The organism is Hydrogenophaga sp. GW823-FHT04C09 (assembly GCF_058796355.1).
This window is the reverse complement of record NZ_JBXAIO010000004.1, coordinates 341,824-367,100: the sequence shown is the minus strand read 5'-3', so window position 1 is coordinate 367,100 and position 25,277 is coordinate 341,824. Positions and strand designations below refer to the sequence as shown.

21 protein-coding genes and 1 tRNA gene are annotated in these 25,277 nt (G+C 69.7%); 16 read left to right on the top strand and 6 right to left on the bottom strand.

Annotation, left to right across the window (positions count from 1 at the left end; translation table 11 throughout):
• Nucleotides 1–47: 47 nt before the first annotated feature.
• Entirely contained in the window at nt 48–704 is a 657-nt protein-coding gene (locus AC1Q9M_RS13995; protein ID WP_492434325.1) for a c-type cytochrome, read from the bottom strand.
• Between the two features lie 118 nt (nt 705–822).
• Between AC1Q9M_RS13995 and AC1Q9M_RS13990 the strand changes: the two genes are divergently transcribed.
• The 6 genes from AC1Q9M_RS13990 to AC1Q9M_RS13965 are packed head-to-tail and all read left to right on the top strand — an operon-like array spanning nt 823 to nt 9,841.
• Nucleotides 823–1,665, top strand: coding sequence for an AAA family ATPase (locus tag AC1Q9M_RS13990; protein WP_382154897.1), 843 nt, complete (start codon nt 823–825; stop codon nt 1,663–1,665).
• A gap of 7 nt (nt 1,666–1,672) precedes the next feature.
• Nucleotides 1,673–1,909: a hypothetical protein gene (locus AC1Q9M_RS13985; RefSeq protein WP_382154894.1), complete on the top strand. Its 237-nt coding sequence runs from the start codon at nt 1,673–1,675 to the stop codon at nt 1,907–1,909.
• Between the two features lie 10 nt (nt 1,910–1,919).
• Nucleotides 1,920–2,513 (top strand): GNAT family N-acetyltransferase, encoded by a 594-nt coding sequence (locus tag AC1Q9M_RS13980; protein WP_382154891.1) that lies wholly within the window; start codon nt 1,920–1,922, stop codon nt 2,511–2,513.
• Between the two features lie 18 nt (nt 2,514–2,531).
• Nucleotides 2,532–3,719 (top strand): vWA domain-containing protein, encoded by a 1,188-nt coding sequence (locus tag AC1Q9M_RS13975; RefSeq protein ID WP_492434322.1) that lies wholly within the window; start codon nt 2,532–2,534, stop codon nt 3,717–3,719.
• 7 nt (nt 3,720–3,726) lie between these two features.
• Nucleotides 3,727–5,706 (top strand): autotransporter assembly complex protein TamA, encoded by a 1,980-nt coding sequence (locus AC1Q9M_RS13970; RefSeq protein WP_492434321.1) that lies wholly within the window; start codon nt 3,727–3,729, stop codon nt 5,704–5,706.
• 7 nt (nt 5,707–5,713) lie between these two features.
• Nucleotides 5,714–9,841: a translocation/assembly module TamB domain-containing protein gene (locus AC1Q9M_RS13965; RefSeq protein ID WP_444687275.1), complete on the top strand. Its 4,128-nt coding sequence runs from the start codon at nt 5,714–5,716 to the stop codon at nt 9,839–9,841.
• A 110-nt stretch (nt 9,842–9,951) separates the two neighbouring features.
• Here the strand turns inward: AC1Q9M_RS13965 and AC1Q9M_RS13960 are convergent, their stop codons facing one another.
• Nucleotides 9,952–10,596 carry an FMN-dependent NADH-azoreductase gene (locus AC1Q9M_RS13960; protein ID WP_382321571.1) on the bottom strand — a complete coding sequence of 215 codons (645 nt, stop codon included), beginning with the start codon at nt 10,594–10,596 and terminating at the stop codon, nt 9,952–9,954.
• A gap of 132 nt (nt 10,597–10,728) precedes the next feature.
• Between AC1Q9M_RS13960 and AC1Q9M_RS13955 the strand changes: the two genes are divergently transcribed.
• From AC1Q9M_RS13955 to aac(3), 3 genes are all read left to right on the top strand, one after another.
• Nucleotides 10,729–11,700, top strand: a complete 972-nt coding sequence (locus AC1Q9M_RS13955; protein ID WP_492434318.1) for a LysR family transcriptional regulator — start codon at nt 10,729–10,731, stop codon at nt 11,698–11,700.
• A tRNA-Arg gene (locus tag AC1Q9M_RS13950) sits at nt 11,691–11,765 on the top strand. Before AC1Q9M_RS13955 ends, AC1Q9M_RS13950 begins: the two co-directional genes overlap by 10 nt.
• 12 nt (nt 11,766–11,777) lie before the next feature.
• Nucleotides 11,778–12,614 carry an aminoglycoside 3-N-acetyltransferase gene (aac(3), locus tag AC1Q9M_RS13945; protein ID WP_382321574.1) on the top strand — a complete coding sequence of 279 codons (837 nt, stop codon included), beginning with the start codon at nt 11,778–11,780 and terminating at the stop codon, nt 12,612–12,614.
• On the opposite strand, the gene AC1Q9M_RS13940 is transcribed toward aac(3), so the two are convergent.
• Nucleotides 12,596–13,849: a nucleoside recognition domain-containing protein gene (locus tag AC1Q9M_RS13940; RefSeq protein WP_382321576.1), complete on the bottom strand. Its 1,254-nt coding sequence runs from the start codon at nt 13,847–13,849 to the stop codon at nt 12,596–12,598. The two genes, aac(3) and AC1Q9M_RS13940, sit on opposite strands and share 19 nt — an antisense overlap.
• A gap of 34 nt (nt 13,850–13,883) precedes the next feature.
• Between AC1Q9M_RS13940 and AC1Q9M_RS13935 the strand changes: the two genes are divergently transcribed.
• Together AC1Q9M_RS13935 and AC1Q9M_RS13930 are read left to right on the top strand one after the other, a co-directional pair.
• A complete protein-coding gene (locus AC1Q9M_RS13935; RefSeq protein WP_382154870.1) occupies nt 13,884–14,414 on the top strand; it encodes a DsrE family protein in 531 nt (176 codons plus the stop codon).
• Between the two features lie 106 nt (nt 14,415–14,520).
• Nucleotides 14,521–14,952, top strand: a complete 432-nt coding sequence (locus AC1Q9M_RS13930; RefSeq protein ID WP_382154867.1) for a VOC family protein — start codon at nt 14,521–14,523, stop codon at nt 14,950–14,952.
• Nucleotides 14,953–15,022: 70 nt separating this feature from the next.
• Here the strand turns inward: AC1Q9M_RS13930 and AC1Q9M_RS13925 are convergent, their stop codons facing one another.
• Nucleotides 15,023–15,493 (bottom strand): hypothetical protein, encoded by a 471-nt coding sequence (locus tag AC1Q9M_RS13925; protein WP_444687280.1) that lies wholly within the window; start codon nt 15,491–15,493, stop codon nt 15,023–15,025.
• Nucleotides 15,494–15,547: 54 nt separating this feature from the next.
• Nucleotides 15,548–16,495, bottom strand: coding sequence for a LysR family transcriptional regulator (locus tag AC1Q9M_RS13920; protein ID WP_492434316.1), 948 nt, complete (start codon nt 16,493–16,495; stop codon nt 15,548–15,550).
• 90 nt (nt 16,496–16,585) lie between these two features.
• Here AC1Q9M_RS13920 and AC1Q9M_RS13915 point away from each other — a divergent pair, with 90 nt between their 5' ends.
• Both AC1Q9M_RS13915 and AC1Q9M_RS13910 read left to right on the top strand, forming a co-directional pair.
• Nucleotides 16,586–18,619, top strand: coding sequence for an acetoacetate--CoA ligase (locus AC1Q9M_RS13915; RefSeq protein WP_492434314.1), 2,034 nt, complete (start codon nt 16,586–16,588; stop codon nt 18,617–18,619).
• Between the two features lie 42 nt (nt 18,620–18,661).
• Nucleotides 18,662–19,648 (top strand): Bug family tripartite tricarboxylate transporter substrate binding protein, encoded by a 987-nt coding sequence (locus tag AC1Q9M_RS13910; protein ID WP_444687283.1) that lies wholly within the window; start codon nt 18,662–18,664, stop codon nt 19,646–19,648.
• Nucleotides 19,649–19,660: 12 nt separating this feature from the next.
• Here AC1Q9M_RS13910 and AC1Q9M_RS13905 read toward each other — a convergent pair whose 3' ends face one another.
• Nucleotides 19,661–21,268 (bottom strand): ABC transporter permease, encoded by a 1,608-nt coding sequence (locus tag AC1Q9M_RS13905; protein ID WP_492434311.1) that lies wholly within the window; start codon nt 21,266–21,268, stop codon nt 19,661–19,663.
• 77 nt (nt 21,269–21,345) lie between these two features.
• Between AC1Q9M_RS13905 and AC1Q9M_RS13900 the strand changes: the two genes are divergently transcribed.
• From AC1Q9M_RS13900 to AC1Q9M_RS13890, 3 genes are all read left to right on the top strand, one after another.
• On the top strand, nt 21,346–22,458 hold the full coding sequence (locus tag AC1Q9M_RS13900) for an ABC transporter ATP-binding protein (RefSeq protein WP_382321593.1): 1,113 nt from the start codon (nt 21,346–21,348) through the stop codon (nt 22,456–22,458).
• A 134-nt stretch (nt 22,459–22,592) separates the two neighbouring features.
• A complete protein-coding gene (locus AC1Q9M_RS13895) occupies nt 22,593–23,612 on the top strand; it encodes an extracellular solute-binding protein (RefSeq protein WP_382321595.1) in 1,020 nt (339 codons plus the stop codon).
• Nucleotides 23,609–25,267, top strand: a complete 1,659-nt coding sequence (locus AC1Q9M_RS13890; RefSeq protein WP_492434309.1) for an ABC transporter permease — start codon at nt 23,609–23,611, stop codon at nt 25,265–25,267. Before AC1Q9M_RS13895 ends, AC1Q9M_RS13890 begins: the two co-directional genes overlap by 4 nt.
• The last annotated feature ends 10 nt before the right edge of the window (nt 25,268–25,277 follow it).

Sequence of the window (25,277 nt, the reverse complement as noted above, 5' to 3'; positions counted from 1 at the left end):
AAAAAAAAAGCCGCTCGATGAGCGGCTTTTTTGACGGGTGGCGCGGATCAGCGGAAGCGCGATTGCGGCACGACCTTGAGTTCGCCATCGACCGTGGACAGGTACTTGGCGATCTCGCGCATTTCGGCCGGCGTGTACTGCTTGGCGATGCCGGCCATGATGCCGTTGGAGCGGCCGATCATGTTGTTGCCTTCGACCGTGTAGGCCTTGAGCGCGAAGAACAGGTAGTCGGCGTGCTGGCCGCCGATCTTGGGGTAGCTCGGGTCGATCGGCTTGCTGAAGTTGGCGCCGTGGCAGGAGGCGCAGGCGCCCTTCTCGATCAGCGCGGCGGCCGTGGTGCTGGCGGTGCGAGGCGCTTCGGGGGCAGCCTTGTCGGCCTGCGACGCGTAGTAGGCACCCAGATCGGCCATGTCCTGCTCGCTCAGCGAGCCCGCGATGCCGCGCATGGTGGGGTGCTTGCGGTCGCCCTTCTTGTAGGCGTGGAGCGCCGCCACGATGTACTTGTCCGACTGGCCCGAGATCTTGGGGACCTTGTGGATCTCGGGGAAGCTGTTCTGGTAGCCCACGATGCCGTGGCAACCGATGCACATTTCGGCCTTCTTGTGGCCGGCTTGCACATCACCCGTGACGCCCTGGGCCTGGGCAGCGAGAGCGACGGAGAGGGTCGCAGCGGCGACAAGGGTGCGGGCGATCGTGGACAACATTGGAATCATTTTGCAAGCACAATGAATGGAACCGGCTGAGAAAATCAACCCCTGATTATATAGACTGGTCCTCAGCCCCGGCCACACCCCCGCCAACCTTCGCACAAGGCGCTTTTTCATGAAATTCCAAGGTTCCGAGAATTACGTTGCCACGCAAGACCTGATGCTGGCGGTGAACGCCGCCATCACCCTCAAGCGCCCGCTGCTCGTCAAGGGCGAGCCTGGCACCGGCAAGACCATGCTCGCCGAGGAAGTGGCCGGGGCGCTCAAGCTGCCGCTGCTGCAGTGGCACATCAAGAGCACCACCAAGGCGCAACAGGGCCTGTACGAGTACGACGCGGTGAGCCGCCTGCGCGATTCGCAGCTGGGCGACGAGCGCGTGAAGGACATCCACAACTACATCGTCAAGGGCGTGCTGTGGCAGGCCTTCACGGCGGACGAGCCGGTCGCGCTGCTGATCGACGAAATCGACAAGGCCGACATCGAGTTCCCCAACGACCTGCTGCGCGAACTCGACCGCATGGAGTTCTACTGCTACGAAACGCACGAGATGATCCGCGCCAAGCACCGCCCGCTGGTGTTCATCACCTCCAACAACGAGAAGGAACTGCCCGACGCCTTCCTGCGCCGCTGCTTCTTCCACTACATCAAGTTCCCCGACGCCGAGACCATGCAGCGCATCGTGGACGTGCACTTCCCCAAGCTCAAGAAGGAACTGCTGGCCGCGGCCATGAAGACCTTCTACGACGTGCGCAACCTGCCCGGCCTGAAGAAGAAGCCCAGCACCTCCGAACTGCTGGACTGGCTCAAGCTGCTGATGGCCGAGGACATCCCGCTCGAAGCCCTGCAGAGCGCCGACAGCAAGGTCAGCGTGCCGCCGCTGGTGGGCGCGCTGCTCAAGAACGAGCAGGACACCACGCTCTTCGAGAAGCTGGTCTTCATGAACCAGCGCAACCGCTGAGCCCACCATGGACAAGCAGACCCGCAATGCATTCAAGGAAGGCCTGGCCGATGCGTCGGGCTTCGTCATCGGCTCGCTGGCCGGCTGGGCCCTGGGCAAGCAGCTGGGCCTGGACTTCTTCGCCGCGCCCGATGCCTTCGGCTGGCGCGAGATGGCCGGCCTGGGCCTGATCGCCCTGGGCTGCGGCGTCGGCAAGCTGGTGGCCCGGCGCCTGATCGCGCCGCCACCGCCTCCCTCACCCTGATTTCCACGCCATGGCCTTCGTCGAACCCCTCACCCTGCGCGCCAACGGCCTTGCCCTGGTGCCGCTCGCGCTGGACCACGAGCAGGGGCTGCGCGCGGCCGCCGCCGACGGCGAGCTCTGGAAGCTGCGCATCACCTCGGTGCCCGAGCCCGGGCAGACGCGCGCCTACATCGAAACCGCGCTGCAGATGCGCGCCGAGGGCCACCGCTTTGCCTTCGCCGTGACCGACGAGGCCAGCGGCCGGGTGCTGGGCAGCACCAGCTACCACGACATCCTGCCGGCGGTGAAGCGGGTGGAGATCGGCTACACCTGGTACGCCCAGAGCGTGCAGCGCACCCACGTGAACACCACGTGCAAGCTGCTCATGATGGGCCACGCCTTCGACACGCTGGGCTGCCACGTGGTGGGCTGGCGCACCGACAATTACAACTTCGCCTCGCAGCGCGCGATCGAGCGGCTGGGCGCGAAAAAGGACGGCGTCATCCGCGGCCACGCCCTGCGCCGCGACGGCACCATCCGCGACACGGTGATGTACAGCATGCGGTCGGGCGAATGGCCCGAGGCCAAGGCCCAGCTGCTGTACCTGCGGGACATGCACGCCTGACGAACCCGGGAGATCGCCATGCTGATCGATTTCTTCTACACCCTGCGTTCGGCCAAGCTGCCGGTCTCCGTCAAAGAGTACCTGACGCTGCTCGAAGCGCTGCAGGCCGACGTGGTGGGACCGCGCAACCCCGAGGCCTGCTCCATGGACGACTTCTACTTCCTGGCGCGCACCGCGCTGGTGAAGGACGAGAAGCACTACGACAAATTCGACCGCGCCTTCGCCGCCTACTTCAAGGGCGTGGAGATGATCGCGGACTTCACCAAGCCGATCCCGGCCGACTGGCTGCGCCAGGAGATGGAGCGCATCCTCTCCGAAGAGCAGAAGGCCAACGCGCCCAAGATGGACTGGGACGAGCTCATGGAGACGCTGCGCAAGCGCCTCGAAGAGCAGAAGGAACGCCACGAGGGTGGCAGCAAGTGGATCGGCACCGGCGGCACCTCGCCGTTCGGCAACAGCGGGCAGAACCCGCAGGGCATCCGCATCGGTGGCAAGGGCGGCAACAAGACCGCCGTGAAGGTGTGGGAGCAGCGAGCCTACCGCGACTACGACGACACGCAGGAACTGGGCACGCGCAACATCAAGGTGGCGCTGCGCCGCCTGCGCAAGTTCGCGCGCGAAGGCAACGACCTCGAGCTGGACCTGCCCGACACCATCCGCGCCACCGCCGCGAACGCCGGCTACCTGGACATCAAGATGATCCCGGAGCGGCACAACAACGTGAAGGTGCTGCTGCTCATGGACGTGGGCGGCACCATGGACGAACACATCCAGCGCGTGGAGGAGCTGTTCTCGGCGGTCAAGAGCGAGTTCAAGCACCTGGAGTTCTACTACTTCCACAACTGCGTCTACGACTTCATGTGGAAGAACAACCGCCGCCGCTACGCGGAGAAGTTCCCGACCTGGGACATCATCCGCAAGTACAACAAGGACTACAAACTCATCTTCGTCGGCGATGCCACGATGAGTCCTTACGAAATATTGCAACCTGGCGGCAGCGTGGAATACAACAACGAGGAGGCCGGCGCCGAGTGGCTGCAGCGCCTCACGCACGCGTTTCCGAAGTTTGCGTGGATCAACCCGGAACCCCAAGGGGTGTGGCAGTATCGACAGAGCATCAGCGTGATTCAGCAACTGATGGGCCAGCGCATGTACCCGCTGACCTTGAAGGGGCTTGAAGACACGATGCGCCTGCTCTCGAAATAACGGCCGAATGACCTTTTCCTTTCCTGGCCATGCCCGCCGGGCATGGCCTTTCCTGTTGTGCGCGACCCTGCTGTGGCCGCTCGCCGCCCGCGCCCAGGACGACACGGATGCCGACGTGCCGCGTCCGCCGCGCGAGGCGCGCACGCCAGCCGGCGCGCGCTTCGAGATCGACATGCAGGCGCCCAGCGAGGCCATGCGCGACTTCCTGTTGCGCCACATGGAGGTGCAGCGCTACCGCGAACTGCGCAGCCTCGAAGCCAACGAACTGAGCCGCCTGCTGGCCCAGGCACCGGCCAACGTGCGCGAACTGCTGGCCACGCTCGGCCATTTCTCGCCCCAGGTCGAGGTGATCCCGCCCCCCGGGCTGGGCGAGGTGGCCGCCGCCACGAGCGATGGTGATCGCACCACCAGCCCCGCCTCGCTGGGCACCATCACCGTGAAGGTCGATCCCGGCCCGGTCACGCAGGTGGCCTCGGTCACGGTGTCCTTCGTGGGCGACATCGCCACCGCGCCCGAGGCCGAGGCGCAGCGCGCCGACATCGAGCGCGAGGCCGGCCTGATCACCGGCCTGCCCTTCTCGCAGGCCGACTGGGACCGCGCCAAGACCGCCGCGCTGCGGCGGCTGATCGCCCAGCGCTACCCCTCGGGCCGGATGCAGAACAGCCTGGCCGACATCGACACCCAGGCGCACCAGGCCCGGCTCTACATCGAACTCGATTCGGGCAAACCCATGCGCATGGGCGAGGTGGTGGTGCAAGGGGCCGAGCGCTACGACGCCGTGACCGCCGAGCGCCTGGTGCGCCTGACCGGCCTCACGCCCGGTAGCGACTACGACCTCGAGAAACTGCAGGACGCGCAACGCCGCATCGCCGAGAGCGGCTACTACGACTCGGTTTTCGTCTACGCCGAGACCTCGACCGACGGACAGACCCTGCCGGTGATGGTGCAGCTGCGCGAGAGCAAGCGGCAGAAGGTCGTGATCGGCATTGGCGGCAGCACCGACAACGGCGCTCGCCTGTCGCTGGAACACACGCACAACAGCGTGCCCGGCATCGGCTGGCGCGCGGTCAGCAAGCTGCAGCTGGAGCGCGACGACCAGCTCGCCAGCACCGACTGGAGCTCGATCCCGAACGACGACGGCTGGCGCAAGATCGCCGGCGCGCAGCTGGCCAAACAGCTCGACGACTTCACCACCACCAGCAGCCAGCGCCTGCGCGTGGGCCAGACGCAGCTGGGCGTCGAATACGACCGCAGCTTCTACCTGCAGTACGACCGCGCCCATGTGAAGAGCAGCCTGCTGTCCGCCGCGGCGCAGCAGGAAGCCAGGTCCGCCGTCAGCGCCAACTACGCGTGGACGCGGCGCCGCTTTGACGACCAGGTGTTTCCCAACCGCGGCTATGGCCTCGCGGTGGAACTGGGGGTGGGCTACACGCTGGGCAGCAGCCGCCAGCCCTTCACCCGCACGCAGGCGCGCTGGCTCACCTACTGGCCACTCGGTGCGATCGCCCGGGCCGCCGACCCGGTGCCCGGCCAGCCGCGCGACGTGAGCACGCCGTCGCGGCGCACGCAGCTGGGCCGCCTGGCCTTGCGCGTGGAAGGCGGTGCGGTGGTGGCGCGCGACTCGGCCCCCATTCCGGACACGCAGCTGTTCATCACCGGCGGCGACAACACCGTGCGCGGCTACGGCCTGCGCGACATCGGTGTGCCGCGCGCCGACGGCAGCATTGGGCCCGGCCGCTACAAAGGGGTGGTGAGCCTGGAGTGGCAGCGCCCCATCTTCAACGCCGACCAACGCTCCAACTGGGAAAACGTGCTCTTCATCGACGGCGGCGCCATCGCCAACAAGGCCGGCGACCTCAAGCCGGTGTGGGGTGTGGGCACCGGCATCCGCTACAACAGCCCGGTCGGCCCGCTCCAGCTGGACCTGGCCTATGGCCTGGAGGTCAGGCGTTTCCGCATCCACCTCAATGTGGGCTTCACGTTCTGATCGGCGCATGAACAGCGACAACGATCCCGACCGCATCGCCCCCCCGCCCTCGCGCATCGGCCGCGTGGTGCGCTGGGTGTTCGGCGGCCTGGCGGTGCTGGTGTTGCTGGTCCTGCTCGGCGTCGGCCTGTGGGCCGCCTCGCCCGGCTCGCTGGCCCAGGCCATCGGCTGGGGTCAATCGTTCATGGCCCGGCAGGGGCCGCAGGCCGGCACGCTGGAAGTGGCCGGTGTGCAGGGCAGCCTGCTGCGAGGCGGCCAGATCACGCAGTTGCAATGGGCGCGCGACGGCCTGAGCGTGCAGGCCAGCGACACGCGCATCGGCCTGAGCAACTGGTTCTGGGCCGACGCCGTGCTCGGGCGCGGCGTGCGCCTGTCGCAGCTCGACATCGGCCGCCTGCAGATCGACGACCAGCGCCCGCCCACGCCATCGGCCCCACCCGAGCCTCTGCAACCCATTACCCTGCCCCTGCCGGTCACCCTGCCCTGGTCGATCGGTGAACTGGTGCTGGCTGGCGAATCGCCGCTCACCCTCAGCGGCCTGAAAGGCCAGTACCGCTACCGCACGGCCGACCGCGCCTGGAACCTCGGCGTGACCGACGCGCACCAGTTCGACCTGGACAGCGTGGAGGTGGCCGGCGGCCGCTACCAGGCCAAGGCGGTGCTGGGCGCGCAAGCCCCGATGCCCCTGCGCGTGGACGCCAGCGGTGAGGTGCGCACCACCGTGCCGGGCGGTGAGCCCGTGACGCTGCAGGTCATCGCCAAGCTCACCGGCGTGCTGGCCACCACCGACGCCGCGCTCGACGCCAGCGCCAGCGTCAAGGCCACCGGAGGCATCGACCCGGCCCAGGCCCCCACGCTGGATGCCCAGGCCCGCCTGCGCCCATGGTGGCCGCAGCCGATCGAGACCGCCGACGCCACCATGGCCCGCATCGACCTCGCCGCCTTCTGGCCGCAGGCGCCGGTGACGCTGCTCAGCGGCACGGTGAAGGCCCAGCCCCAGGGCGAGGCCTGGCGCGCCGAGCTGAAGCTCACCAACGCCGCCAGCGGGCCGGCCGACCGGCAGCGCCTGCCGCTCGACCGGATCGAGGCCGCGCTCGAACAGCGCGGTGCGCGCTGGACGCTGACGCAACTGGACGCGCAGCTCGGCGGCGGCCGTGTGCAGGGCCAGGGCCAGTGGGAACCCGCCAGCGGCGCGCAGCCCTCGCCGCTGGGCCAGTGGCAGGGCGAGATCCAGGCCCGCCGCATCAACCCGGCCCAGCTCTGGAGCAGCATCGCCCCCGCCGCGCTCGACGGCACCGTCACGGCGCGCACGGTCGACACCGCCATCGACCTGGGCGCGCGCATCCAGCCGTCGGGCACGCAACCCCGGGGCGGCGCCCTGGCCGGCCTGCGGCTGCGCGAACTCGATGTGAAAGGCCGCTGGCGCCCCAGCGCCGACAGCGCCACGCAAGGCGTGCTCGACCTGCGCCAGGCCCGCCTGGGCGTGGCCGACGCCACGCTGGACGGCCAGGGCACGCTCGATACCCTGGCACGCAGCTTCGACGGCCAGTTCGCGCTGCAGCTGCCCGGTGCGCAGGCCCGCTGGAAGGGCAAGGCCGCGCACGCCCAAAGCAGCGGCGACCTGGACCTCAACCTGGACGACGCCAGCCGCGTGCTGGCCTGGGTGAGCAGCCTGCAGACCCTGCCCATCGTGGGCCCGTCGATCCGCACCGCGCTGGACGGCCAGCCGGGCCTGCAGGCCGAAGGCAGCGCCCGGCTCAACGCCGACTGGCAAGGTGGTCTGGGCGTGCTGGGCTACCCGCCGCCGGCGGCCGGCGCCACCCAGGCCGCCCCGCTGCGCCTGCAGCTCGGCCTGGACGCGCCGCGCCTGCGCATCGCGCGCGAGGTGGCCACCGGCGATCCGGCCAACCCCACCAGGGCGCAGGACATCCTTCTCAGCGCGCTCCAGCTGCAGGCCAACGGCCCGCCCGAGCGCCTGGCCCTCACCCTGGCCGGCCGGGCCGAACAAGGCCCCTGGCGCGCCGCCCTCGACACCCAGGGCGTGCTGCAACTGGGCAACGCCCGCCAGCCCGACATCGACACCGGCCGCCTGGAACTCAGCCGGCTGAAACTGCAGGCCACCGACAGCGCGCGGCCCGACCGCACCGTGGAATGGACGCTGGAGAGCACCAACGCGCTGGGCGTGCAATGGCAGGGCGCGCGCGGCGATACGCTGCAGGTGCAGGCCGACGCCGGCCAGCTGCGGCTGCAGCCCGTGTTCCGCCGCCGCGCGGCGCCCGCGTCCCCGGTGGCCGTGTCGGCCGCTGCCGCGGCCGCGGCCGCCGCCACGCCCACCGTCACCACCCCCATGACGCTGGCCTGGGAACGCATCACCTGGCGGGCCGGCGCGCTCGACACGCGCGGCCAGCTCAGCCACCTGCCGCTGTCCTGGGTGGATGCCCTCGCCACGCCCGAGGGCGCGCGCCACGGCCCGCTGAGCGAATCCGGCCTGGGCGGCGACGTGGTGTTCGACGGCTCATGGGACCTCACCCTGCCGGCCGACCCCAGCGCACCGCCCCGCCTGGCGGCGCAGCTGCGCCGGCGCAGCGGCGACCTCTCGGTGCAGACCGACGGCGCCTTCGACGAGAACACCGCCTCCACCCAGCGCCTGCAGACCGGCATCCGCGAAGCCCAGCTGGACGTGGAAACCCAGGGCAGCAATGTGCTGGCGCGCCTGCGCTGGGACAGCGAGCGCCTGGGCCAGGCCAGCGCCGACGTGAGCACCACGCTGAGCCCGCCCAACGCCGCCGAGCCCGCCTGGCACTGGGCCGAGCAGGCGCCCTTGCGCGGCACTCTCAAGGCCAGCCTGCCTCAGGTGGGCGTGTGGTCCGCGCTGGCGCCGCCCGGCTGGCGCGTGCGCGGCTCCCTGGGCGCCGATCTCACGCTGGGCGGCACGCGCGACAAACCCCTGCTCAACGGCTCGCTCAACGCCGACGACCTGGCCCTGCGCTCGCTGGTCAATGGCATCGCCTTCTCGCGCGGGCAGCTGCGCGCCACGCTCGCGGGCGAACGCATCACCATCGACCGTTTTTACCTGCAGGGCCTGGGTGGCGTGCAGAACGGCGGCACGCTGCTGGCCACCGGCAGCACCGAGTGGCGCACCGTCACGGTGAACGGCCAGCCGCGCCGCCAGCCCTACATCAGCCTGCAGGCCACCGCCACGAAACTGCGCGTGTCCACCCGCGCCGACCGCATGCTCACGCTCTCGGGCCAGTTGCAGGCCGAGCTGGCGGGCACGGCGCTGCAGCTGCGCGGCCAGCTCACGGCCGATGAGGCCCGTTTCGTGCTGCCCGACGAGTCCACCCCCAGCCTCGGCGCGGACGTGGTGGTGCGTGGCACCGAGCGGCCGCTGGAAGACCCGAACGCCTTCCGTGTGCAACCCGATGTGCTGGTGGACCTGAACCTGGGCAACAACTTCGAGGTGCGCGGCCAGGGCCTGCAGACGCGCCTGACCGGCCAGCTCAATGTGCGCAGCACCCCCACTTCGCCCGCGCCGCGCGTGCTGGGCGAGGTGCGCACGGAGCGCGGTACCTACCGGGCCTACGGCCAGCGGCTCGACATCGAAACCGGCGTGTTGCGCTTCAACGGGCCTTACGACAACCCCACGCTGGACATCTCCGCCGTGCGCCCCAACACCACGCAGCGCGTGGGTGTGCTCATCAGCGGCTCGGCGCAGTTGCCGCGCGTGCGCCTGTTCTCCGACCCCGAACTGCCCGACAGCGAGAAGCTCGCCTGGCTGGTGCTGGGGCGCCCGGCCAGCGGCGCCGGGGCCGAAGCCGCCGTGCTGCAGCAGGCCGCGCTGGCCCTGCTCTCGCGCAACGGTGGCAACCTGGACGGCGGCCTGGCCAGCGCCTTCGGTCTGGACGAGCTGTCCTTTGCCGGCAGCTCCACCAACGCCGATGGCACCACCTCGTCGGCCGCGCTCACGCTGGGCAAGCGCCTGTCCAACAAGCTCTACCTGACCTACGAAGCCAGCCTGGCCGGGGCCATGGGCACGGTCTCGATGTTCTACGACCTCTCGCGGCGCGTCACGGTGCGCGCGCGGGCGGGTGAAGAGAACGCCATCGACCTGATCTTCACGACGACATTTGACTGACCCCCGCGCCGCGCCGTGGGCGCGTCCCCCCTTTCAGGGGGCAACACCTGCGGCCTGGCAGAGCCAGCTCCGCGGTGTTCCGGACTTCATCACTTCGCGCCGGAAAGGCCTCAGGCGACCTTGGCCACCGCCGGCTGGTTGGCGGCTTCCGCAACGTGCGCGCGGATCTCGCTCTCGGCCGTCGCCAGACCCTGGGCCTTGGCATCCGGGCCCATCGCCACACCTTCGGCGCGCACGAAGCGCACATCGGTGATGCCGAAGAAGCCCAGCACCGTCTGCAGGTAGGTTTCCTGGTGCTCCATGGCGCGGCCCCCTTCGCTGGTGGAGTACACGCCGCCGCGGCTGAGCACCACGATCACCGTCTTGCCACCGGCCAGGCCCACCGGGCCCTGCTCGGTGTACTTGAAGGTGCGGCCACCCTGGGCCACGCGGTCGATCCAGGCCTTGAGCTGGGTCGGGATGGTGAAGTTGTACAGAGGGGCACCGATCACCACCACGTCGGCCGCCAGAAACTGGCTCACCAGCGCTTCGGAGACGGCGTTTTCCTGGCGTTGCGCCTCGGTGGCGGCGGCCTGGCCGGTGCGAAAGCCCAGCGCGTCGGCGCTCAGGTGGGCCGGCGCGTTGACCGCCAGATCCAGGTGCTGCACTTGCGTGCCGGGATGGGCCGCCACCCAGGTCGCCACGGTCTGGGCGGTCAGTTGACGGGAAACCGACTGGTCGCCGGTGATCGCGGAATCGATGTGAAGCAGTTGCATGGAAATCTCCTGAAAAAGTTGAAAGCCACGCCAGGTGACCATGGATAGATTGTGATTTCGATGCCAATACTTGATAAGACGGCATTCTTACGACATATCGTTCCATAATCAGGACAATCAACGGGAAACGCCATGCAAGACCTGAATGACATGATCCTGTTCGCCGAGGTGGCGGAACACGGCGGTTTCGCGGCCGCCGGCCGCGCGCTGGGCCTGCCCAAGTCGCGCCTGTCGCGCCGCATCGCCGGGCTGGAGGCGCAGTTGGGCGTGCGGCTGTTGCAACGCACCACGCGCAAGCTCTCGCTGACCGATGTGGGCGAGACCTACCTGCGCCACTGCCAGGTCCTGCGCGAATCCGCCCAGGCCGCCGCCGACGCCGTGGCCCACGCGCAAACCGAGCCGCGCGGCACCATCCGCGTGGTCTGCCCCGTCACGCTGGCGCAGACCGTGCTGGGCGGCGTGATGCCGATCTACCTCGCGCGGCACCCGCAGGTGCGCGTGGAGATGGAGGTCAACAACCGCGTGGTCGATCTCGTGAAGGACGGCGTGGACGTGGCGCTGCGCGTGCGACTCACGCTGGAGGAAAGCGGCAGCCTGATCGTCAAGCGGCTGGACGACGCGCGCTCGGTGCTGGTGGCCAGCCCGGCGCTGCTGGCGCGCCAGGGCACGCCCACCACGCTGGAGGAAGCCGGCCGGCTCGACAGCGTGGCCATGTCCGCCACCGAGGGCAAGACCAGCATCCGCCTGACCAGCCCCGAAGGGCGCGAGGCCGTGCTGCAGTTCACCCCCCGCTACATCGCCGACGACCTGCTCACCCTCAAGCTCGCCGTGCTCGGCGGCAGCGGCATGTGCTGGCTGCCCGACTACATGTGCGAGGACGAACTGCGCAGCGGCCAGCTGGTGCGCCTGCTGCCCGACTGGTCCACGCCGGTGGGTGTGGTGCATGCGGTGTTTCCCTCGCGCCGGGGCCTCTCGCCCGCGGTGCGCAGCTTTCTCGATTTCCTGGCCGAATACGTGCCCGTGTGCGGCAAGCTGCAGCGCCGCGAGGGGGCGTCCCGGCTGCAGCCCGCCCCGTACAATGCGGGCTCTTTTTCGCCGCCATAGTTCAATGGATAGAACGAGCGCCTCCTAAGCGCTAGATACAGGTTCGATTCCTGTTGGTGGTACCACCTCGAGCCACCATGTCCGAACCGCTGCCCGGCGGCGAACTCGTCCATCAGCTGCGCCGCCTGGGCCTGGCCGCGGGCGACGTGGTCATGGTGCACGCCTCGCTCAAGGCCATCGGGCCGGTGGCCGGCGGCGCCCCGCAGGTCGTGCGGGCGCTGCAGGAGAGCATCGGCCCGGGCGGCACGCTCATGGCCTATGTGTCCTGGGACCGCTCCCCCTACGAAGAGACCCTGAACGGCGCCACGCTGGGCGCCGCCGCGCGCGAGGCCTGGCCGGCATTCGACCCGGCCAGCGCCGGCACCGAACGCAGTTTCGGCCTGCTCAATGCCTTCATCTGCCACACACCCGGCGTGCGGCGCAGCGCGCACCCCGACGCCAACATGGCCGCCCTGGGCGCGAAGGCGGACGAGCTGGTCGCGCCCCATTCGCTCCAGGAGGGCTACGGACCCGGTTCACCGCTGGACCGCTTCGTGCAACTGGGCGGCCAGGTGCTGCTGCTCGGTGCGCCCCTGGACGCGGTGACGGTGCTGCACCACGCCGAGACCCTGGCCGACATCCCGAACAAGCGCCGCGTGCGCTACGAACAACCGGTGCTCGACGACCAAGGCCGCAAGGTCTGGCGCGCGGCCGAGGAGTTCGACACCAACGGCATCCTGGACGGCTTCGCGCAAGACGGCGCCCTGGACGCGGTGGAGACCATCGCGCGGGCCTACGTGGCCGAAGGCCGCCACCGCACGGGCCGTGTGGGCCAGGCCGACTGCCATCTGTTCGATGCACGGGACCTCGTGCGCTTCGGCAAGGCCTGGCTCGAACAGCGCTTTGGCGAGCAGGCTCAGCGCAGCATGAGGTAACCCACGCCGATCGCGGCGGCCAGCCCCACCGCGTCGGCGAACAGCGCACAGGCCAGCGCATGCCGCGCGTGCTGGATGCCCACGCTGCCGAAGTACACCGCGAGCACGTAGAAGGTGGTTTCGGTCGAGCCCTGCACGATGGCCGCGAGCCGGCCCGCGAACGAGTCCACGCCGTGCGTCTGCATCACGTCGATCATCAGCCCGCGCGCGCCCGCGCCCGACAGCACCTTCATCAGGCCCACCGGCAGCGCGGGCAGGAAGTCGGTGTTCCAGCCCATCGCGGCCACCATCGCGCCGATGCCCGAGAGCAGGAAGTCCATGCAACCGGCGGCGCGGAACACGCCGATGGCGATCAGGATCGCGATGAGGTAGGGCACGATCTGGATCGCCACGCCAAAGCCTTCCTTGGCACCGTCGATGAAGGCGTCGTACACGTTCAGGCGCTTCCAGGCCCCGGCCAGCACGAACAGCATCACCACGCTCAGGATCACCGCCGCGCCGGTGGTGCCGGCCACGCGCGCGGCCTGTTCGGCCGGCAGGCGGGCCAGCGCGGTCACGGCCGCCGCGAGCAGGCCGGCCACCGCCAGCACCGGCAGCAGGAACCGCGCGCGCCACAGCGGCAGGCGCTGGCACACAGCCACCGCCAGCACCCCAGCGAGCAGCGAGGTGAAGGTGACCAGCAGCGTGGGCAGAAAAATGTCCGCCGCGTTGAACCCCGCGCCCAGGCCCTGCTTGAGCGCGACGCTCTGGCGGATGGCGATCACCGAGGTGGGGATCAGCGTGAGGCCCGCCGTGTTCATCACCACGAACATGATCTGCGCGTTGCTCGCCGTGCCGGGTGCTTCGGTGTTGAGCGTCTGCAGCTCGCGCATGGCCTTGAGGCCCAGCGGTGTGGCCGCGTTGTCCAGACCCAGCAGGTTGGCCGAGATGTTCATGGTCATCGCGCCCTGCGCCGGGTGGCCTTGCGGCACGGCGGGGAAGAGGCGGCGCAGCAGCGGCCCGGCGAGGCGGGCCAGCAGCTCGATCATGCCGGCGCGCTCACCCACGCGCATGAGCCCCAGCCACAGCGCCATCACACCGGCCAGGCCGAGCGAGATCTCGAAACCCGAGCGCGCGCCATCGAACATGGCCGTCAACAGCGCTTGTAAGATGCCCTGCTCACCCAGCAGCCAACGCGCGACGGCGGTGGCGAAAGCCACGATGAAGAAACCGACCCAGACCCAGTTCAGCGCCATGGAGAGCGATGGTAGCGCCCACGGAGACCTGTCCATGCAATCAATCAACCACCCCCGCCGTTCGTTCTTCTGCGCCCTCGGTCTGGCATGGGCCCTGTCGGCCCCCTCGGTGCAGGCCCAGGCCAGGTTCGTGCAGACGCCCTACAAGAACCCCAAGGCCCTGTTCGACATCTACCTCGACCACCCGGCCAAGCTGGGCGCCGCGCTGCACTGGCTGCGCTCGTTCGTGAACCCGCTCACCGAAGCGCCCTACAGCTTCTTCAACGAGGACATGAGCGTGATCGTGCTGCTGCACGGCACCGAACTCGTCGCGCTGGCGAAGAAGAACGAGGCGAAGTACGAAGAGGTGGTGCAGCGCATGCGCTACTACACGGAACTGGGCGTGAAGTTCAAGGTCTGCGGCCTGGCGCTGCAGGACTTCGGCTACACCGCGGCCGACATGCAGCCCTTCGTGGAGGTGACGCCCTCGGCCATCACCGAGCTGGTGCACTGGCAGAACCAGGGCTACGCGCTGGTCACACCCACGGTGGTGGACAAAAAGCTGTCGGTGGAGGAGATTCGCTGAACGGCCCACCCGCCGTTCGTCGCGCGGCGCCGGCCGATGTCGAAACGGCCGCGCCTGGCACGTCGTCAGGTGGCAAGCCCCCTCATCCACCCTTCAGGAGATCCCCATGTCGACGCAACTCAGTGCCTACCTGTCCTACAACGGCAACTGCGCCGAGGCGATGCAGTTCTATGCCAAGCTGTTCAACGCCAAGCTCGAGGCCCTCATCACCTATGGCGAGATGCCCGGCGGCGAACCGGTGCCGCCCGAGAACGCCAAGCTCATCATGCACGCTTACCTGGTGCACCCGGACTTCGCCCTCATGGCCGGCGACGCGCCGCCCGGCGTGCCCTTCGCGGGCATCCAGGGCTGCATGATGGCCATCACCTTCCCCACCGTGGCCGAGGCCGAGCGCGTCTTCAAGGCCCTGGCGGACGGCGGCAAGGTGACCATGCCGCTGTCCGAAACCTTCTGGGCCGACACCTTCGGCATGGTGACCGACCGTTTCGGCACGCCCTGGGGCATCAACGGCGGGCCGAGGGAAATGGCCAAGCCGTGACCGAGGCGGCGCCCGGGCTGCAGGCCACCATCAAGTGGGGTGGCCGGTTCGCTGAACCGGCCAGAGCCGGTCAGAGCTGGCCTTCGCTCAGGGTGTCGAGCTGGAAGCGGCCACTGCGGTCCCACAGCCAGGTGTCGACGCTGCGCACGCGGCCCCAGCCCGGTGGGTTGGGGAACGGCGCGGCCTGCCGCACGAGGCGGTCGATCTCCGCCATCACCTCCGGCGCGTGGCTCGGTCCGCGCAACCAGCGCACCGCGTCCACGCCGCCGCTGCGGTCGATTTCGAGCTCCATCACCCCGATGGCGTACAGCATCGGCGGCAGCTTGCCCCGGTAGATGCGGTCCGGGTAGCGGCGGTAGATGTGGTTCGCCACCGCGAGCCGGTAGCTGGCGTCGGCCAGCGGCGGACGGCTGGAGCCCGAAGGCAGGACCGAGCAACCCGCCGCGAGCAGGCCGGCCGCGCCGGCGGCGGCCAGCATCCGGCGGCGCCCAGGCAACAAGGAAGGCGGTGAGGACAGGGTGAGGTCGGTGGTGTTCGGCATGGCGAGAGCATACGGCCCTGTGCAGGCCTGGCGCACAAGCAATCGCAACAGCTGTTACCGCCTGCCGGCCGCCGGTGGCGCCACCGGCGCGGCCACGAAGCCTTCCTGCAGCAGCAGCTGTGCGCGGATCGCGTCGATGAAAGCCGTCACGCGCGCGGGGCGGTGGCGGCCTGGCAACAAAGCCACGTGGATGCCCACGGGCGCGAGCGCCCACTGCGGCAGCACACGCACCAGCCGGCCAGCGGCGATGTCTTCACGGCACATCCAGGGGGCGGCCGATCCGATGCCTGCGCCGTTGAGGATGGCCCGGTAACTCGCGGGCAGGCTCGGCGTGCGAAAGGGCGTGTTCAGCGTGACCATGCGCGCCGCGCCATCGCTGCGGCGCACGAGCTGCACCGTGCCCACCACGTGCGCGGCCAGCCCGATGAAGGGCAGCCGAGGCAGGCGCGCCAGCGTCACCGGGCCGATGCGCTCCACCAGCGCGGGCGTGGCCACCAGCACGCGCTCCATCGTGCCCAGCGTGCGGCAGACGATGTCCTGGTCGGGCACCTCGCCCACGAAAACGCAGCACTCCGCCCCCGTGGCCGAGAGGTCGGTGTAGCGCTCGGCCAGCGCCAGTTCCACGCGCAGCCGGGGGTGCGCCGCCATCAGGCCGGTGAGCGCGTCGGTCAGGAAACTGGCGCCGTAGCCCGCCGGACCGATCACGCGCAGGGCGCCCTCGGGCCGGCTCTGGCGGCCCTGCAGCCGGTCGGACAGACCGGCCCATCGCTCGCCCAGGTCGCGCGCCTCCAGCAGCAGCGTCTGGCCCTCGTCGGTCAGCGAGAAGGTGGAGGTGGTGCGGTTCACCAGCTTGCAGCCCAGCAGGGATTCGAGCTCCACCAGGCGCCGGCTCACCGTGGGCTGCGTGGTGCCCAGTTGCCGCGCCGCCTTGCTCAGCGAGCGCGCCTCGCTGATGTGCTGGAAGGTGTCGAGCAGTTCGAGTCGGTCGTAGGTCGTCTTCATACGTGATGTGTATAGCACTTACATCGTCCATGCGTCTAGCGAGCGAAGCTCTCTTTGCGTACCGTGGCGGCTTCGAACAGGAGACAAGACGTGAGCACGCATTCCACGACGGCCCCCACCGCGGACGACGCCGCCGCCATCCCCGACACACTGTGGACCCCGAGCGCGGACGACATCGGCGCCAGCCGCCTGGCGCGCTACGAGCGCTGGCTCGCCGAGCAGCACGGCCTGCGCTTCGACAGCTATGCGGCGCTGTGGCAATGGTCGGTGCAGCACCTGGACACCTTCTGGCGCAGCATCTGGGACCACTTCGAGGTGCTGGCCGACGGTTCACTCGAACCCGTGCTCGCGAGCCGCGAGATGCCCGGCGCGCGCTGGTTTCCGAACACGCGGCTGAACTACACGGAGCACGTCTTCCGGCAGGCCAGCGCACAGCGCCCCGCGCTGGTGGTGCGCACCGAAGGCGAGGAAGCGCGCGAGGTGTCCTGGGCGGCGCTGCGCCAGATGACCGCGGCCTTCGCGGCCACCCTGCGGGATCGCGGCGTGCAGCCGGGCGACCGCGTGGCGTCCTACCTGCCGAACCAGGCCGAGACCGTGGCGGCCTTCCTGGCCTGCGCCAGCCTGGGTGCCATCTGGTCGAGTTGCGCGCCCGACATGGGCCCCTCGGTGGTGTTCGACCGCCTGAGCCAGATCGAACCCAAGGTGCTGCTGGCCACCGACAGCTACCGCTACAACGGCAAGGTGCACGACCGCCACGACACCGTGGACCAGTTGCTCGAGCGCCTGCCCAGCGTGCGCACCGTGGTGCACCTGCCCGGCCCGCTGGCGAATGAACGCGCCGTGGCGTGGCGCGACCGCCTGGCATGGGACGGCGCGATGCAACAGCACGCACACGCCGAGCTGCGCTTCGAGCGCCTGCCCTTCGACCACCCGCTGTGGATCGTCTATTCCTCCGGCACCACCGGCCTGCCCAAGGCCATGGTGCACGGCCACGGCGGCGTGGTGCTCACCCACCTCAAGACGCTCGCGCTGCAGCACGACCTGCGCGAAGGCGACCGCATGCTGTTCCTCGGCGGCACCGGCTGGATCGTCTGGAACCTGCAGATCGGCGGCCTGCTCACCGGCGCCACCACCGTGCTCTACGACGGCAACCCCGCCTGGCCCGACGACGAGGCGCTCTGGCGCTTCATGGACCGGCACGGCGTCACGCTGTTCGGCTGTGGCGCGGCCTTCCTCATGAACTGCATGAAGCGAGGCCTGCGCCCACGCGACTTCGCCGCCCTGCCGGCGCTGCGCGCGATCAACTCGACCGGCTCGCCGCTGTCCATCGACGCCTACCACTGGGTCTACGGCGCGGTGAAAAGCGACCTCTGGCTGGCCTCGATCAGCGGCGGCACCGACATCGCCTCGGGCTTCGTGGCCTGCGCGCCGGGCCTGCCCGTGGTGGCGGGCGAGATCCAGTGCGCCGAGCTCGGCGTGGCGGCCCAGTCCTTCAACGAGGCGGGCCAGCCGGTGCAGGACGAGGTCGGCGAACTGGTGATCACGCAACCCATGCCCTCGATGCCGCTGTTCTTCTGGAACGACGCCGACGGCCAGCGCTACCGCGAGAGCTACTTCGACACCTTCCCCGGCGTCTGGCGCCATGGCGACTGGATCCGCTTCACGCCGCGCGGCACCGCCGTCATCTACGGCCGCTCCGACAGCACCATCAACCGCTTCGGCATCCGCATGGGGACGGCCGAGATCTACCGCGTCGTCGAGGAAATGCCGCAGGTGCGCGACAGCCTGGTGGTCGACCTCGAGTACCTGGGCCGACCGTCCTTTTTGCCGCTGTTCGTGGTGTTGCAGCCGGGCGTTGTGCTGGACGACGCGCTCAAGGCCGCCATCGCCGGGCAGATCCGCACCAAGGCCTCGGCGCGCCATGTGCCGAACGAGATCTACCTGGTGGACGAGATTCCGCGCACCCTCACCGGCAAGAAGATGGAAGTGCCGGTGCGCAAGCTGCTGCTGGGCACCCCGCTGGAGAAGGTGGCCAGCCCCGACGCCATGGTCAACCCACGCAGCCTGGACTTCTTCGTGCGGCTCGCCCTCGAACTCAACACGCCGGGCACCGCGCCCGCCTGAGTGCCTTCGCTTTTTCCACTACCCACACAGGAGACAACCAGCATGATGCAACGCCGCCAACTCACCCGCCTGGCCCTCGCCCTGGGCGCCACTTTGAGCCTCGGCGCCGCGCCCGCGCTCGCCCAGCCGGCCTACCCGAGCAAGCCGCTCACCATCGTCGTGCCCTTCGTGCCCGGCGGCCCGGTGGACGTGATGGCGCGCACGCTCGGCGATGCCCTGGGCAAGTCGCTGAACGTGCCGGTGGTGATCGACAACCGCGCCGGCGCGGGCGGCAACATCGGCAGCCAGCACGTGGCCAAGGCCCCCGCCGACGGCTACACGCTGCTCATGGCCACGGGCAGCATCCTGAGCATCAACGAGGCGCTGTATCCCCGCCTCGGGTTCGAGCCCGGCAAGGACTTCGCCCCGGTCTCGCTGGTGGGCGACATGCCGCTGATCGTCACCGTCAACGCCTCGGTGCCGGTGAAGAACGTGGCTGAACTCGTGGCGCAGGCCAAGGCCAAACCCGACAGCCTGCTGCTGAGTTCGCCGGGCAACGGCACCACGCCGCACCTGGCCACCGAACTGCTCAAGCGCGAAGCCGGTGTGACCCTGGTCCACGTGCCCTACAAAGGCGGCGCCGAGTCGGCCACGGCCATCCTGTCCAACCAGGTCACCGGCGGCATCGAATCCCCGCCCGCCGTGCTGCCGCACATCCGCGCGGGCAAGATGCGCGCGCTCGCCATCGCCGGCCCGGAGCGCCTGGACAGCCTGCCCGACGTGCCGACCACCACCGAAGCGGGCCTGCCCGGCCTGCAGATCGTGAGCTGGTTCGGTCTGGTCGCACCGGCCGGCACGCCGGCCGCGGTGATCGACAAGCTCAACAAGGAAACACTCGCCGCGCTCAAGACCGACGAAGTGAAGGCCCGTTTCGAGCGCCTCTCGATCCGCCCGATGGGCAGCACGCCCGCCGCACTGGCCACGCTGGCGCAGCAGGACCGCGTGAAGTGGGGCCAGATCGTCAAGGCCTCGGGTGTGCGCCTCGACTGAGGCGCGCCGCTTTCACCTCGCCCGCAAGGTGCGGCTGAGCAGGATCACCGGCACCAGACCCACCAGCACCAGCGTGAGCGCCGGCAGCGCCGCCTCGCCCAGGCGTTCGTCGCGCGCGAGCTGGTAGGTCACCACCGCCAGGGTGTCGCTGTTGAAGGGCCGCAGCACCAGGGTGGCGGGCAGTTCCTTCATCACGTCCACGAACACCAGCAGCGCGGCCGCGGCGGTGGAGCGCTTGAGCAGCGGCCAGTGCACGCGCGCGGCCAGGCCCAGGCCGGTGGTGCCGAGCATGCGGGCCGAGTCGTCGAGGCTGGCCGGGATGCGCGCGTAACCACTCTGCAGTGACTGCAGGGCCACGGCGGTGAAGCGCACGAGGTAGGCCCACACGATGCCAAGCGCGGTGGCGGTGACCCAATAGCCCACGCTGGCCTCGGGCCACAGGGACTGCACCCAGCCCACCGGCAGCAACAGGCCGACCACGATCACCGCGCCGGGCACGGCATAACCCAGGCTCACGAGCTGCACCACGCCGCGCGTGAGCTGGCCCGGCCGTGCGCGCAACGCGAACGCCAGCGCCAGCGCGATCGCGGTGGTCAGCGCGGCCGCCAGGCTGGCCAGCCACACGCTGCTGCGCGACCACTGCACGAAGGAGGTCCACGGCAGGTCGTCCCAGCCCCCGATGAGCGGGCGCAGCATGAACAGCACCGGCAGCACGAAGCCGAAGGCGATGGGCAGCACACAGACCAGCACGGCGCACACGGCGCGCCCGCCTTGCAGGCGCGTGGGCTGGGCCTCGGCGCTGCCGGCGCGCTGGCCGCGCAGCGTGGCGAAGCGCAGCCGGCGCTGGGCGCGGTGTTCGAGCCACAGGAGCAGGGCCACCAGCGCCAGCAGCATCGTGGCGAGCTGGGCGGCGGCCATGCGGTTGTCCATCGCGAGCCAGGCCTTGTAGACACCGGCCGTGAAGGTTTGGATGCCGAAGTAGCTGGCCACGCCGAAATCCGCCAGCGTTTCCATGAGCGCGAGCGCCACGCCCGCGGCCACGGCCGGGCGCGCCAGCGGCAGCGCCACTTCGCGGATGCGCCGCGCCAGCGGCGCGCCCAGCAGGCGCGCGGCTTCCATGAGCTGGGCCGCGCGCTCGGCCAGCGCGGTGCGCGCCAGCAGGTAGACGTAGGGGTAGAGCGAGAAGGTGAACACCCAGACCGCGCCCGGCGTGCTGCGCACCTCGGGCAGCAGGCGCCCGGACAGGCCGAAGGTCTCGCGCAGCCCCACCTGCAGGGGGCCGCTGAACTGCAGGAAGTCGGTGTAGGCATAGGCCACCACATAGGCCGGCATGGCCAGCGGCAGCAGCAGGGCCCATTCGAAGAAACGGCGGCCGGGGAAGTCGAACAGCGTGACCGCGCTGGCCGTGGCCATGCCCACCACCGCCACGCCGATCGCCACGCTCACGCACAACACCAGCGTGGTGAGCGCGTACTCCGGCAGCACGGTCTGCGCCATCTGCGAGAGCACGTCGCGCGCGGCGGCATCGAACTCGAACCAGGACGCCCCCAGCGACAGCACCGGCAGCGTGAGCAGCAGCGCAAGCAGGATCAACAGGGCGGGAGCCAACCAACGCAGCATGGGCAGGTTTCAGGTGAAAGGGCCATCGACCCGCGTCAACACAAATGAGAATTGTAGTTATCTAGAATAGACCGCCTATGTTCCTGAACGTCTCTCAACTCAGCGTGCGGTACGCGGGCCAGTCCCAAGCCGCGGTGGATGGTGTCTCGCTGGGGCTGCGCGCAGGCGACATCGGCGTGCTCATCGGCCCCTCGGGCTGCGGCAAGACCACCCTGCTGCGCGCGGTCGCCGGCCTGGAACGCGCCAGCGGCGGCGGCATCACGCTCGACGGCGAGACCGTGAGCGACAGCCAGCACCACATGCCGGCCGAGCAGCGCCGCATCGGCATGGTGTTCCAGGACTACGCCCTGTTCCCCCACCTCGACGTGGGCCGCAACATCGCCTTCGGCATCGACCGCCTGCCGCGCGCCGAGCGCGAGGCCCGCGTGGACGAGGTGCTGCGCCTGGTCGGCCTGGCCGGCATGCAGGCCCGCTTTCCGCACGAGCTCTCGGGCGGCCAACAGCAGCGCGTGGCCCTGGCCCGCGCACTGGCGCCGCGCCCGCGCCTGCTGCTGCTCGACGAACCCTTCTCCAACCTCGATGTGGACCTGCGCGAGCGCCTGGCCCATGAGGTGCGCGGCATCCTCAAGGCCGCCGGCGCCACCGCCCTCTTCGTCACGCACGACCAGCTGGAGGCGTTCGCCATCGGCGACGTGATCGGCGTGATGCATGAAGGCCACCTGCACCAGTGGGACGACGCCTACGCGCTCTACCACCGCCCGGCCACGCGCTTCGTGGCCGAGTTCATCGGCCACGGCGTGTTCGCCCCGGCGCAGATCCAGATGGTGGGTGACCAGGTCTCGGTGCAGACGCCGCTGGGCCCGCTGCACGACGTGGAGGAATGCCCCCTGCCCTCGGCCTACGAGGCCGGCCTGTGCGACGTGCTGCTGCGCGCCGACGACATCGTGCACGACGACGACGCGCCGGTGAAGGCGCAGATCCTGCGCAAGGCGTTTCGCGGCTCCGAATTCCTCTACACGCTGCGCCTGGCCAGCGGCGAGGTGCTGATGACGCACGTGCCCTCGCACCACAACCACGCGGTGGGCGAGTGGATCGGCATCCGCGCGGAGGTGGACCACGTGGTCACGTTCGAACGCGGCGGTGGCGCCAGCTCGCCGCCCGCACCGGGCTCGCGCCAGACCGCGGCCTGAGCGGCCCGGTTTTTTTTGCCCTTGAAACTTAAAAAAAACTTATCAAAGCAGTGAACTCTTGCGGTGCGGACACACTCCGTCACAGGTCCAAATCGGAATAAATCTTATTTGCAACCTGTCTGGAGTACTTTTTGATGAAACGCCTCGTCCTCACCGCCCTCGCTTTTGCCGGGCTGGCCGCCCCCCTCGCGCAGGCCCAGACCGCGCCGGCGGTGACGGTTTATTCCTCGCGCATCGAGCAGCTGATCAAGCCGCTGTTCGACCGCTACACCGCCGAGACGGGCGTGAAGATCAACCTGCTGACCGACCGCGGCGGCTCGATCGCCGAGCGCCTGGCCGCCGAAGGCGCGGGTTCGCCGGCCGACATCCTGCTCACGGTGGACATGGGCAACCTCTGGAGCGCGGCCGAGCGCGGCCTGCTGCGCAAGATCGATTCGCCCACGCTCAACAACAACGTGCCGCCCAACTTCCGCGACCCGGGCAACCAGTGGTGGGGCCTGTCGCGCCGCGAACGCACCATCTTCTTCAACCCCGAGAAGGTCAAGCCGGCGCAGCTCTCCACCTACGAAGACCTGGCCGACCCGAAGTGGAAGGGCAAGCTCTGCCTGCGCACCGGCAAGCAGACCTACACGCAATCGCTGGTGGCCATGCTGATCGCCAAGCACGGTGAGGCCAGGACCGAGCAGATCGTGCGCGGCTGGGTGAGCAACCTCGCCACCGACGTGTTCACCAACGACGCCAGCCTGCTGCAGGCCATCGGCGCCGGCCAGTGCGAGGTGGGCATCGCCAACACCTACTACTACGGCCGCCTGGTCTCCAGCAACGCCGGCATCAAGGACAAGGTGCACCTGTTCTGGGCCAACCAGGGCGCCAACGAAGGCGGCGCCCACGTGAACCTCTCGGGCGGCGGCGTCACGCGCCACGCCAAGAACCCGGCCGGCGCGCAGAAGCTGCTGGAATGGCTGTCGTCCGAAGCGGCGCAGAACGGCTACACGCGCGGCACTTTCGAAAGCCCGGTGAACCCCAAGGTGGAGCCTGACGCGATCATCAAGGCCTGGGGCACCAGCTTCAAGCCCAGCCCGCTGAACGCGGCCGACATCGGCTCCAAGCAGGCCGACGCGATCCGCCTGCTGGACCGCGCAGGCTACCGTTGAGCGACACCCTCGCCGCGACACCGCTGGCGCCCCGCCAGCGGGTGGCGCGGCGCTGGCCGGGCTGGGCGCTGGCCCTGCCCGTGGCCCTGCTCACGCTGATCCCGGTGCTCACCGTGCTCGGCGTGGCGCTCTCGCCGCAGCCCGAGGTGTGGGATCACCTGATCCAGTACGTGCTGCCCCGGGTCACGGCCAACACCGCGCTGCTCATGCTGCTGGTGTCCGTCGGCGTGTTGTGCGTCGGCGTGCCGCTGGCCTGGCTCACCGCGCTGTGCGCCTTCCCGGGCCAGCGCTTCTTCTCGTGGGCGCTCATGCTGCCGCTGGCGTTTCCGGCCTATGTGCTGGCCTTCGTGCAGATGGGCCTGTTCGAGTTCGCCGGCCCGGTGCAGAGCCAGCTGCGCGTGTGGTTCGGCAGCAGCGCCTGGTTCCCCGAAATCCGGGGCAGCCTGTGGGGCACGGTGATGGTGCTGACCATGGCCTTCTACCCCTATGTCTACCTGCTCGCGCGCAACGCCTTCATGACGCAGGGCCGCCGCGCGCTGGAGGCCGCGCGCACGCTCGGCCACAGCGCGCCGCGCGCGTTCTGGCGCGTCTCGGTGCCGATGGCGCGCCCCTGGATCGCGGGCGGCCTCGCGCTCGCCCTGATGGAAACCCTGGCCGACTTCGGCGCGGTCGCCGTCTTCAACTACGACACCTTCACCACCGCCCTGTACAAGGCCTGGTTCGACCTGCACAACCTCGACGCCGCGGCGCAGCTCGCCGCCCTGCTCGTGCTGGTGGTGCTGGTGCTCGCGGCGGCCGAGCAGCGCTCGCAACAGGGCCGCAGCTACCAGGTGGCCTCGCGCCACACCCCCCCGGTGGCGCTGCACGGCTGGCACCGCTGGGCCGCCTTCGCGGTCTGCGCGCTGGTGTTCACGACCTCGTTCGCCATCCCCATCGCGCAACTGGTGATGTGGTCGCTGAGCACCTGGCGCGAAGAGCTGGAGCCGCGCTACTGGGACTTCACGCTGAACACGGTGCGGCTCGCGCTGGGCACCGCGGCCATCGCCACGCTGCTGTCGCTCGCGCTGGCCTGGCTGCGGCGCCACCACCCCGACCGCGCCACCGGCTGGACGGTGCGGCTGGCGATCATCGGCTACGCGGTGCCGGGTGCCGTGCTCGCCGTGGGCGTCTTCATCCCCATCGCCTGGCTCGACAACCTGCTCATCGCCTGGCTGCAGCCCCTGGGCTTCGAAGGCTTCCAATTGCTCAAGGGCAGCGTGGCCACCATGCTGCTCGCGCTCTCGGCGCGGTTCCTGGCCGTGGCCTACCACGCGATCGACAGCGCCATGCAGCGCATCACGCGCAGCCAGGAAGAGTCCGCGCGCACGCTGGGCCTGGGCACCTGGGCGATGCTGCGCCGGCTCTACCTGCCGCTGCTGCGCGGCGGCCTGCTCACGGCCTTCCTCATGGTGATGGTCGATGTCATGAAGGAAATGCCGATCACGCTGATGACGCGCAGCTTCGGCTGGGACACGCTGGCCGTGCGCATCTTCCAGCTCACGTCCGAATCGATGTGGGCCAACGCGGCAGTGCCGGCACTGGCCATCGTGGCCGTGGGCCTGCTGCCGGTGGTGCTGATCGTGCGGCAGACCGACCGCCGCGTCGGCGGCGGTTGATCCATCGATC